Here is an 11,088-nt window from a genome sequence, read left to right on the forward strand (position 1 = left end):
ATATGCAATATTGCATATTTATATATTCAGACAAAAATTAGACCTCTATTATTTATTCTTTAATGTTATCATAGCGAGGTGAGAGTCTTGAAGGGTTCTCCTTAATAGGAGGAAACGATATATGGAAAGAGTGCAAGCGATTATTGACAGTAATCTGAAACTCAAGAGCTGGGGTAAACAGGTACTAGTTGTAGGCGGAATGTTAGGGTTCTGCTACTTTGTATTATATGTTTTATGTTTCTTATTTGTTATGTAAATATATACAACTATACTAGTGAAGCCTTACCTACAGAGGTAAGGCTCTTTTGTTGTATCTGAGGTGAATTTTTTTTTGGAGGTACTCCAAAATATTGGGTTGATGGGCATGTGGTTCTACTTCTATCACTGAAAGTAAACTAATATTCAAAAGTTTACTTTCAAATTTGCTGTGGATATGGTGACCTCAGTGAGAGCTTATGCTCTCTTTTTTTATTTCTTTTCGACAAAATACAACAAAATAGTTGTAACTGTTTCTGTTATGATGTTTTGGGAATCTTACATTTTACATAACTGGAGGAAACAAAATGTATAAAAAAATGGGTACAATAGCTTTAGCTGGAGCACTTGCTTTTAGTTTAGCAGGGTGTGGTGAAACAGAAGTGAAAGAAGTAAGTAAAAACGACGCTCCTAAACAAGAGGAAAAAAAGGATAAAAAAGCATCTACTGAAAACAAAGTTTATAAAATCGGGGATACAGTAGAAGTTAATGGTCTACAACTAACTTTTAGTTCAGCCAAATTTGTTGAACCTAACGAATATATCAAAGCTGAAAAAGGGAAAGTTCTAGAAATCGCGTTCAATGCTAAAAACAATGGCAAGAAAGATATATACTTTGGAACTTCTGAATTGAAAATTGCTGATGCTAATGGTAACCAATTCAAAGAATACTTCGGTGGAGAAAATACTTTTGTAAATGAAAATATTGCGCCAGGCAACCAGATTACAAACAAAATGTTATTCGATGTAGCAGAAGGTGATAAATTTACAGGTACATTCAAACCTACATTTACATTTGACGAAAAATCAGTGAAATTCGAATTTGAAGTAGCTAAATAAGGAGAAATTAAAATGAAAAGAACAACTGAATTTGTATTAGGACTTATTGGTGGTATTTTTGGTATTATATGTGCATTTATCGCTTTAATGATCGGTGGTATGGGGGCTGCATTTGAAGCTGAAGGTGCAGACAGCATCATCGGTTTAGGATGGGGAGCTGTTGCTCTATCAATTTTAGGAATTGTTGGCTGCGTAGTAGTTAAAAAGAATGCTAAAGTTGGCGGTATCATGATGACAGTTGCTGCTATTGGCGGATTTATCTGTATCTCTATCGTTTACTTATTACCAGGAGTATTATTATTAATTGGCGGGTTAATGGGTATCTTCCGTAAGGGTAAAGCTACTGTATCTGCATAATGTACTTATATTATTAAAATTAAAGTGGTTCAAGTCGGAGGAAGGCACCTTAGGGTGTCTTTTTTTATGTGGAGCGATTCAATTCAGCTGGAACAGATAAAGCGGTAATTGAAGCACATATCTTACGGATCGAAGAAGAACTTCACTTTTTATTATCATTGCTGCAGCAAGATGAAATTGATGAATTATTGAGTGAGGGTTTGGAAATCAATTGGACAAACCTTGGCCCTAAGAAGAGATGGTTGCGTGTGTTGGTCAATCAAAACGGACCCAGCGAAGCGAAGGGAGTATTTGACTTGACCAACTGAACGACACCCAAACCCTCTTGGCATTGAACAAACAACCGTTTGTTCCTGCCAACCGGCGAGGGAGCCCCTCAAGGATTGAGGGGTTGGGGAGTTTGATTGAGGGGGCTGGGGAAGAGTTCCCCAGTGGGTTTGGGCAACGCCCAAGGTTTTGTTTTGCCACGTAGCACGTGGCTCGGCAGAGCCGAAGAGCGTCGCAGACCCCTATCTGTTTTGATGCACAGCGTCAAAACAAGTATAGGGTTACTCTAATTGACTCCATTTCGTCGCTTTGCTAGACTTATGGTATCAATTAATCTAGGGAAAGTGGTGGCATTTTATGTTGGGGTCTATCTCATTTAATCAATCTCACCAAAGTTCATTGAGCCATAATAACAGAGAAAATATTCATGGAAATTCTGGCATAGATCCATCCAGATTAGAGGAGAATATTTACTTTGTTCAAAAGGATATCCGAAGTGTATACAAGGATGTTTTTCAGGAAGCGGTGGACAAGTATAACGAGAAACAAAAACGGAATGACCGTAAGATTCAGGACTACTATGACAAAGTACATAAAGATGATAAGACACATGAGCAACGAGAATTGGTTGTAGCGATTGGGGAAGGTAAAGACGACCCAATGTATAGAGGGGCTAAAAAAGAAGCACTGAAGCGCTATGCTGAGGCGTTTCAAGAGCGAAATCCAAATCTAGTAGTTTATAACATGGTTTTACATGATGATGAAGCAAATCCGCATTTACATATTAACTATGTACCGAATTTCGAAAGTAGTCGAGGATTAACGAGGCGTGTCGGAATGGATAGAGCTTTGCAACAACAAGGTGTAGAAGGAACGGGAAGAAAGTTAATTGCACATTGGAGAGAATTAGAAACGGCCTATATTGAGCAATTGGCTAAAGAGCACATTCCGAATTTTGAACGTGCTAATGTAGGTTCACATAAGTACATGAAAGTCCGTCAATACAAGGAATATGCAGAAACAAAATCAATTGTTGAGAATCAAGTACAAGAAAAAGAAACGCAGTTACAAACCATTGATCATCATTTAAAAAACGTTGAAGAGAAAACAAATGAATTACAAGTAGCGAAAAAGAGTTTGGAAAGTGATGTCGTTGATAAGTACAAAGAATTAGGGATAGTGAAACAACAAGTAGAGAGTGAAAGTGAAAAGCTGCAGCTAATTGGCCAGCGTCATATAGAGTTAGAAAAAAGAGTAGAACAAATGCAAAGAGAATTAGATAGTGCTACAGATCAAGTACCAAATGAACCTGTTAAAATTCCATTTTTGCGTAGAGAAGTAATAACAGAAGTACAGAATAATAAAACGTTTGGGAAAGCTGAAGTCACAAAGAAACAGACCAGAAATTATGTGTTATCACCTGAACAATATCAAGAATTTACAAAACAAGTGAATGCAGCGGCTACGATTAAACAAGATTATAAGCGTTTGAGAGAAACAGATTTTGTGAAAGAGAATGAAAGTTTAAAAGCAAATGCAGAGGGTTGGATGGAAGAAAATCGAACGTTGAAACAAGAAAAAAGTCATTTGCAAAAAGAAGTTGGTGTATTAAATAGAGAAATAAGCTCGTTAAAGGCTCATATAAAGGATTTACAGACGAATATAAGGGTTTTGTATCAACAGACGAAAAAAATCTTTAAAGAGAAATTTAATACGTTTAGAAGTCTTATAAAAAATGAATTAGACAATAAAGGGGTAGATAATCAATTTGAGAGTGAACATAAAAAAGAAATGAGTAGACAGAAAGGATATGAAATGGAGCGGTAGAAGTTTTTTTGACAAAGTTAGTAAATTTTTTAGGGAAACTTTGTTTGACAACCTTTTGAGAGAATATGTGTGATAAAATTAAAAAACGAACCATGCTGGAACATGGCTCGTTTCAAAGGATATTCAATGAAAATACCTAAAATTTAAATGTCTGATTATAGATTATCATAATTTGATTCATAATCAAATAGCAAAAAATAGGTATTTTTGTTGATTCCCTCAATCAGAGGAGGAATCGAAACAATGAAAGAAGAGAATGAACAAACTTTAGGACAAGCTTTAAAACAAGCTAATGGTAATGCTAGAAAAAGAGATTTTGAAAAAAATACAAAGCAAAGAGACCAAGCTGAGGAACTTAAAAAGTCTCTTTTACAACAGTTAAAAGAATTAACTGGAGAAGATCATTACGTTGGAACTAATAAAGATCCATTTGCTGGTGAACCATTTAATCAAGTAATGCATAGAAATTTAGATTTATTGAATAGTATTGGTTATTTAACTCAAGCAGAAGAAAGTTTTTTATTTAGAATTCAAGCTTATTTGGAATTTAGAAGTAATGTTATTATTTGTAGAGATGATAAATTTAAAAGGAAACGTAATAACGTTGAGGATGATTTTGAATTACCAAAAGCCGCAACTGTTTCTGAGATTGCTGAAATGATAGGAAAATCTAGAGAAAAAACTTCTTTGGTTATGAATTCATTAAAGAAAAAAGAGATTTTACTTAATCCAGAAGGTGCCGGACAAATTATTGAAAATGGTCGTACTGTAAGTCCTAGAACATGGGTAGTAAATCCTTATATAATGATTTGTGCACCTCGAAAAAATGAAGTAAAACTTGATAAATTGACAATGAGATTATTTCAACATTCTTTGAAAAATCTTAAAGATCAAAATGGTAAGAAGGTGAAATTGCCAACTAGATTTTTCTAGACTGTATCAACTTGATATAGTCTATTTTTTATGTACTTTATAACTTATTTGTAATTTTTTAGGTGTGACGAAAACGTCACAAAAAGGACTAAAAGTGTGACGTTTTCGTCACACCCTAAAAAGTGCTATAAACCCTTGGTACAACTGAATTTATAGCGCTTTTTAACAATCGTCTCTATTATCACTATTATTAAGGAGCTAAAAGTTCCGCAAGGAACAGGTAGTATTTTTGAGCAAACAACGCTCAAAAATCTCCACCTACATAATAAAAAAAGTCGGTTCGTTTATCCTCACCTAAAGGCTACCGCCTTTTCTTTTTTATTATGTCCTTGCAAAACTTTTTTCGGCTCGTGTGCTTTTCTCGCCAAGCCGACAGACAAAAAGCAAAGCAATGGTTCTCGACTTGGACAAGCAAGTATACGAGCCGAACCGCTTAGATCATTCGTTCCAAGATAGTTCTTATTAAAAAAATAGATACGTAATACGTGGGGTTTCGCCCCCACACGACGAGCCAGCACTCTAGCCAAAAAGCAAATTTCAAACCAAGAGACCAGAATAAAACCACATTAAGTAAAAAAACAATAAGCTGTCCATATGGACAGCTTATTTACATAATTATCGATTATCAGAAGTAAAATTTAACTCGAAAATAGCTAATTTTATCAGTTGTTGAATGTCTGAAAAAAATCAAACTAATGATATTGTCGAGATCCTTTGGCAACTTCTTGCTGTGATGACTATCATAGTGACTTTTTCTCCAGCAACCACTATTAGTGGTTAATTACCATAAGGACTTATTTTTGAAATTTGCTATTTTTTAGAAAGTATGTTAATTTAAGATAGACCTATTTTTGTTCGGTTTGAGATTAAGAATAAATTTTGTTTTTCGTCTAAGGTATTTGAGCAAGGGTAGTAACATATGTGTGGGTATCCACACTAGGAGGCAACAATTATGGAACAAGGTAAAGTAAAATGGTTTAATGCAGACAAAGGTTTTGGATTCATCGAGCGTGAAGGTGGAGAAGACGTATTCGTACATTTCTCAGCTATCCAAATCGACGGTTACAAATCTTTAGACGAAGGACAAAGTGTAACGTTTGAAGTAGAAAAAGGACAACGTGGCCCACAAGCTACTAATGTTCAAAAAGCTTAATATTAGCTGATGAAAGACCCTCTTGTAGGGTCTTTTTTTGATTTTGTTACAATATTCCGAATACAACTTTTTCAAGGGGATTTGGGGTGCTTAACTTTTAATGAAAAAGAAGATGTTAGAAATCATAATTTTAGCATTATGGGCTTTTTCTTTTAGTTATCTTGCAATTATATTAGGAATACCAAAAAACGGATTATATATAGTTGTAGGATTTCCAATCTTATTTGTTGGTGGACTTTTGATTGTGCATCTATTTCAAAATAAGAATGAAAATGGAAAATAACTTTGTTTGATTGTATATCTCATACACATCTAGTTAACATAACGCATTATTATCGATAGCAAGGACAAGGAGGAATCCTTGTTTTTATGGGGTTCTTTTTTCTTTTCTAGTAAAATTGATATACATGATTTTATACATGGTTGATGTAGCGGGGATCCGGAGGATCCTCGCTATTCTTTTTTTGCATAAAATTTTGTATAAATAAAAAAGATTTTGATGTGGGTATCGAGAAGTAATGGATATCGGTGTTAAAATCGATATGTATTTCGAAATCAATTCGTTTTTAAAATCGGTTGTGAAATCAGTTGTAAGTGCATTCCGATTTTGATTAAAATGTTGATTTAATCGTGTTTATGAGTAAAAAAACGTATTCCGTTTTTGGGGGAGGAATTAAAAATGGAACTAAAATCGGAAATGTATACACCGAAAATTGTTGCGGATCGTTTAGGGGTGACTCCCGATTTATTAAAAGTATGGTCAAACGAATTTAATATACAAACGGAGCGAAGCCAGGGAGGACATCGGAGGTACTCTCAGGAAAATATTGAAGAATTAAAAGCTATAAAAGAAAAAATACATGTACAAAAATGGTCTTACGATCAAGTTCGAGCATGGAAGAATGGAGAACTTGATTCGTTTGTTTCAAAAGAAGAAAAATCAGAATTAGAAAAGAAATTGGATGAAGTATTAGAAAATCAACAATTACAAAATCAGTTCAATCAAGCACTTGTTCAAAAATTACAGGAGATTACGAATGAATTAGTTATTACAAAAGAGCATTTAGCTAATACAGAGAGAAAATTAACGGAAGTAGAAGGTAAAAACAATGAATTAGAAGTTTTTATAGAGAAGAAGTTAGAGAAACGAGATCAGTTATTGCTTGAAAACATTAGAGATATGCAGAAGCAAAATCAGAAACAAAAACGGAAAGGCTTTTTCGGTTTGTTTAAAAATTAGATGTGGTTGCTATTCTTTGTAGGGTTCTAATGTCGGAAAAAGAGGAATAGAAATATAGCATACATACAATAAGGGAATGCAGTATAGATCAGTCTACAAGCATTCCCTTGCTATTAGTATGTTAATTTTTTATAGAGTTTGAGTTATTACGATATAGGCTATGTATAGTAAGGATAAAAAGATAAATATATCTAGTGTTAAAAAAACGTATAAAATTATTTTTATTTTTTTAGATGCATCCTTTTTAATCATATAGATAATGAATAGAATTGTGATTGATTGAAATAAAATGGTGAAAAATAAAAAGCTAGTAGAAAATACTATAACGTTTGGTGCAAATCCGGTATTTGCAATAAGTAGAGTACTGATTATATTAAGGATAACTGTAGCTATTATAAAAGTATATTTATAGATGTTTCTAATTTTGATCACCTACTTTAATTTTTTGTTTGATAATATAGTTTTTTATTTTTATGGTTATATATAAGTATTTTGTTATTGTTTTCGTCTACAATGTAAACATCTTTTTCTTGCCAATCTATCCCGTGAGGTATATCTTTTTCGATTGAAAATAAAACGTCTTTATTTCTAAAAGGAATTGAATTTCGATGAGCATGAATATTTATTTCATGCTTTTTTGTTTCAATGCTATAATCTCCTGAATAATTGGCCAAGAAAGGTGTTAATTTACTATAAATATATAGAATTTCTCTTTTATCGCTTTTTTGATAAAAGTGGGAATTAATAACCTTTAGATCTGATGTTTTTATGTCCTTTGGTATAAGTAAAAAGGCAATGAGACAATAAAATATAACAACAATAGTGATTAAAGAATATATGTAGAGAGAGGCTATTAATAAATATCTTTTATAATTGCTTTGTTTTATTATCTGATTTTGCAAATTTGAATCCTCCTTTAATAAAGAATCAATTGAAACATTAAATAGATTGCTTAAGGCTAATAAATTGGTTAGATCGGGAAGACTTTTTCCTAGTTCCCATTTAGATATGACTTGTCTTGAAATAAATAATTGGCTGGCTACATCTTCTTGTGTCATGTTATTTATTAATCTTAAATGTTTTATTTTTTTTCCAATGTCCATATATGTACCTCCTTTGATTACTTTAATTATTCTAATGTTAAATAGTAAGGAACGCATCGTAGCGTTATAAAAAAGGCATGCAATAATCTGTTGCGGATCCTTTTATTGTGATTTATCTTCTTGATAATTAAGAATTAGGAAGGTGAATTATATAGTTAATAAAAGAAATTATAGGGGATAAATTTTTTATAAGTTTTGATTTGAAGTAAAATATATATATTATCCATTTGTTGACAGAAACATGGATAGTGTATATATTTTACTTAATATTATGATTTCCTATTTAAGGGGTGCTATATGTTTAAAGATAAAAAAATGATTCGATTTGGTTTATGGCTATTTGTCTCTTTATCTGTAATTCAGTTTACTATTGGTTGTGTAGAAGGATATTATAAAGCCTCTACAGGTAATGAATTATTAATTTCAGAAACATGGAAAACAGTATTATTAGATGTTCCTGAAGGAATACTTGTTATTTTGGGAGCAATTGCTTTATATCAATTTACAAAAAAAACACCAGGAAAAACGGCATCTATGTAGATGTCGTTTTTTTGATAGATTTTAAATATGAAAATTATCAAGTACATTGTCTTTTTCTTCTTTATTAATTCTAATGTATTTTAGTGTGATTTGGGGTGTACTATGATTTAGAATTTCTTGCAACATGGCCATGTCTTTTGTTTGTTTATAGAAACAAAAGCCGAGGGTTTTTCGCATTGTGTGGGTTCCAATAGATTCTACACTGGTAAAATTCGCGGCTTTTTGTAATTGTCGATAAGCTTGGATTTTACTAATTGGCTGATCTCCTTTTCGGGAAGGGAATAACCAGGCATTTTCTAGGGTTTGGGCATATGAATAGATTTCCTCAAAAATAGAAGTAGGGGTACCACCAGCATTTTGGAAAAAACCCAGGCTAAGAGTATGCAAGATTTTATACAGTTTTTTGGTTAATCCAATAACAAACGAGAACCCGAAAACCCACACTATGATAGGAATGTATAAAAAATTGCATAGATTGATAAAAAGAAAAAAAGGCGAATCCCTTATGGAAGTAAGGGATTCGCCTTTTTCTTTGCTATCGATAATGAGACGTTATGTTAACTTTCTATGAATAGGATATACATTGTTATTTACATAGGATTTTAATATATTCATAGCGAAATAAACTAAATACAAAAGGAGGAGTAACCATTATGTCATTTCCAGTTCTAGAAACAGAAAGATTAATACTAAGAGAAATTACAAAAGAGGATTCAAAGGCAATTTTTGATTATTTTTCAAGAGAGAATGTAACACAATTTTATGGTATGAATTCTTTTAAAGATTTAAAAGAAGCTGAGACTCTTGTCGAGAACTTTCAGAGTACTTTTCATGATAAAAGAGGAATTCGATGGGGAATTGTTACAAAAACAGAAAATGAATTCATTGGAACAATAGGATTTCATGCTTGGAGTCCTCAACATAAACGTACAGAAATAGGCTATGAGATTCATCCAGACTATTGGAGGAAAGGATATATATCGGAAGCCGTGAGGACAGTTATTACATATGGATTTAATAAATGGGATTTAAATAGGATTGGTGCAATTATCTTTACAGACAATATTGCCTCACATAAATCAGTACAAAAATTTGGTTTTAAACAAGATGGATTATTAAGAGAATACATGTATCAAAATAATCATCCGAACGATGTTATCAGTTATTCTCTACTAAAAAGTGAGTGGAATAATTAAAATCATTCTACTACCGAGAACGGATTTTATGTAAACATACCTCAATGATAAAGGAGTTGGTATGTTGTTTAGAAAGTTTATAAGAAGATATGTCTGTTTAGTTTGTGGCTATAATTGTTTACCAGGACCATTCTATATTAGAGAAGGAATCCCAAACGTAAGTTTAATATGTGCCTGTTGCGCTTTTCAACCAGGATATGATGATGAAGAACTCGGGTGGACTATTGAAGCATATCGTGAGAATTGGCTTCAAGAAGGAGCTATATGGTTTGATCCAAAAAAGAGGCCAAAGTATTGGGATTTAAAGCAACAGCTAGCTAACATTAATATAAAAGATTAACTACCGATAAGTGGGGTTATGTAAACCTTATATGAATAGGATATACATAATGATATATAAAACCGCTTTTGATAAAATGGGATTAAGAGGAAGGTGGAAAGTTATGACTAAAATTCATATATGGTTGGCTCTAATTTTAACTATACTATTAGTTGCACCGCTGAATTGGTATTTTCCTAATACTCCATTATTCTTAGTGATTATTGGAATCATAACTAAATTCTGTTTATATTTTCTGGGGATATTAGTAATGATCCGTCTTTTGCAGTATTTAAAAGATAGAACTAGTTATGAGAAACAGCTTTTAGAACATCTTAAAGAGTTAAAAAATGAAATAGATCGTCAAGAGAAATAATTATAACTGTAAAAAGGCTGGTTCATAAATTCATGCGTGACCATAACACCTTTATTATCAATGATTTGAATGTATACTTTTATATTAATTTTTGAAGAAAATGAACATAGTGCGATAAAGTTAATAAAATCAAGGAAATGAATGTAAACTAATATTGAAAAGTTTACATTCGTATTTATAATAAATAAAAAGCACTTTTTAATGTTTTAAAAGTGCTTTAACTTGATGTTGATGTGACGGAACCTCAAGTATATAGAAATTTAAAAAAGTCCCTTCATAATGCTAAAGGGACTTTGCTCACACAAATGATCTGCACATCAATTCATCTTTGATATACAGATCATTTGTATGATAATTTTTATAAATAATTGCTAAATAATGAACTTACATAAATGCTTTTAAAAGTTCTTGAACTAATGGAAGTGCTCCACCTACAAATTTTAAAACTGTCATTGCGATTGCCATATTATTTCCTCCTCTTTTTTTCGTATTAAGGTATGATGATTTTTATAAATAATTGCGGAATAATGAACTTACATTACTGCTTTTAAAAGTTCTCCTACTAATGGAAGCACTCCACCTAAGAATGATAAAACTGCCATTGCGATTGTCATATTATTTCCTCCTCTTTTGTTGATGCTAAGATGTGATTTATCTTTATGCTTTCATTATAGTAAGCGCTT

At 32.2% G+C, this 11,088-nt stretch carries 14 protein-coding genes and 1 pseudogene; 13 read left to right on the forward strand and 2 right to left on the reverse strand.

The window, feature by feature from the left end; all coding sequences use genetic code 11:
• Positions 1-121: 121 nt before the first annotated feature.
• The 9 genes from B5P40_RS33395 (at position 122) to B5P40_RS08905 (ending at position 6,871) form a co-directional block, all read left to right on the forward strand.
• Positions 122-256 carry a hypothetical protein gene (locus B5P40_RS33395; RefSeq protein ID WP_258402133.1) on the forward strand — a complete coding sequence of 45 codons (135 nt, stop codon included), beginning with the start codon at positions 122-124 and terminating at the stop codon, positions 254-256.
• Between the two features lie 307 nt (positions 257-563).
• Positions 564-1,094, forward strand: a complete 531-nt coding sequence (locus tag B5P40_RS08865; RefSeq protein WP_113709168.1) for a DUF4352 domain-containing protein — start codon at positions 564-566, stop codon at positions 1,092-1,094.
• 12 nt (positions 1,095-1,106) lie between these two features.
• Complete coding sequence (locus B5P40_RS08870; protein WP_071151410.1) at positions 1,107-1,451, forward strand: DUF4064 domain-containing protein; 345 nt, start codon at positions 1,107-1,109, stop codon at positions 1,449-1,451.
• A gap of 68 nt (positions 1,452-1,519) precedes the next feature.
• The gene (locus tag B5P40_RS08875) at positions 1,520-1,759 is read left to right on the forward strand and encodes a hypothetical protein (protein WP_113709169.1); all 240 of its coding nucleotides are present in this window, start codon (positions 1,520-1,522) and stop codon (positions 1,757-1,759) included.
• Positions 1,760-2,075: 316 nt separating this feature from the next.
• On the forward strand, positions 2,076-3,545 hold the full coding sequence (locus B5P40_RS08880; RefSeq protein ID WP_113709170.1) for a plasmid recombination protein: 1,470 nt from the start codon (positions 2,076-2,078) through the stop codon (positions 3,543-3,545).
• Positions 3,546-3,788: 243 nt separating this feature from the next.
• Complete coding sequence (locus tag B5P40_RS08885) at positions 3,789-4,478, forward strand: Rep protein (protein ID WP_113709171.1); 690 nt, start codon at positions 3,789-3,791, stop codon at positions 4,476-4,478.
• A 952-nt stretch (positions 4,479-5,430) separates the two neighbouring features.
• Positions 5,431-5,631: a cold-shock protein gene (locus B5P40_RS08895; protein WP_002130770.1), complete on the forward strand. Its 201-nt coding sequence runs from the start codon at positions 5,431-5,433 to the stop codon at positions 5,629-5,631.
• Between the two features lie 100 nt (positions 5,632-5,731).
• A complete protein-coding gene (locus B5P40_RS08900; protein WP_033714597.1) occupies positions 5,732-5,914 on the forward strand; it encodes a hypothetical protein in 183 nt (60 codons plus the stop codon).
• Positions 5,915-6,310: 396 nt separating this feature from the next.
• Entirely contained in the window at positions 6,311-6,871 is a 561-nt protein-coding gene (locus B5P40_RS08905; RefSeq protein ID WP_059037745.1) for a MerR family transcriptional regulator, read from the forward strand.
• A 437-nt stretch (positions 6,872-7,308) separates the two neighbouring features.
• Here B5P40_RS08905 and B5P40_RS08915 read toward each other — a convergent pair whose 3' ends face one another.
• Positions 7,309-7,974, reverse strand: coding sequence for a helix-turn-helix domain-containing protein (locus B5P40_RS08915; protein WP_113709172.1), 666 nt, complete (start codon positions 7,972-7,974; stop codon positions 7,309-7,311).
• A 297-nt stretch (positions 7,975-8,271) separates the two neighbouring features.
• Here B5P40_RS08915 and B5P40_RS08920 point away from each other — a divergent pair, with 297 nt between their 5' ends.
• Positions 8,272-8,514 carry a DUF3937 family protein gene (locus B5P40_RS08920; RefSeq protein ID WP_078177391.1) on the forward strand — a complete coding sequence of 81 codons (243 nt, stop codon included), beginning with the start codon at positions 8,272-8,274 and terminating at the stop codon, positions 8,512-8,514.
• A 21-nt stretch (positions 8,515-8,535) separates the two neighbouring features.
• Here the strand turns inward: B5P40_RS08920 and B5P40_RS08925 are convergent.
• A pseudogene (locus tag B5P40_RS08925) lies at positions 8,536-8,853 on the reverse strand (tyrosine-type recombinase/integrase); the annotation flags it as partial.
• Between the two features lie 314 nt (positions 8,854-9,167).
• Here B5P40_RS08925 and B5P40_RS08930 point away from each other — a divergent pair.
• The 3 genes from B5P40_RS08930 (at position 9,168) to B5P40_RS08940 (ending at position 10,405) form a co-directional block, all read left to right on the forward strand.
• On the forward strand, positions 9,168-9,710 hold the full coding sequence (locus B5P40_RS08930) for a GNAT family N-acetyltransferase (RefSeq protein WP_113709173.1): 543 nt from the start codon (positions 9,168-9,170) through the stop codon (positions 9,708-9,710).
• 61 nt (positions 9,711-9,771) lie between these two features.
• Positions 9,772-10,050 (forward strand): hypothetical protein, encoded by a 279-nt coding sequence (locus tag B5P40_RS08935; RefSeq protein WP_113709166.1) that lies wholly within the window; start codon positions 9,772-9,774, stop codon positions 10,048-10,050.
• Positions 10,051-10,153: 103 nt separating this feature from the next.
• A complete protein-coding gene (locus tag B5P40_RS08940) occupies positions 10,154-10,405 on the forward strand; it encodes a hypothetical protein (protein WP_113709175.1) in 252 nt (83 codons plus the stop codon).
• The last annotated feature ends 683 nt before the right edge of the window (positions 10,406-11,088 follow it).

It is taken from the genome of Bacillus sp. SRB_8 (assembly GCF_003264205.1).
GTDB classification, from domain to species: domain Bacteria; phylum Bacillota; class Bacilli; order Bacillales; family Bacillaceae_G; genus Bacillus_A; species Bacillus_A mycoides.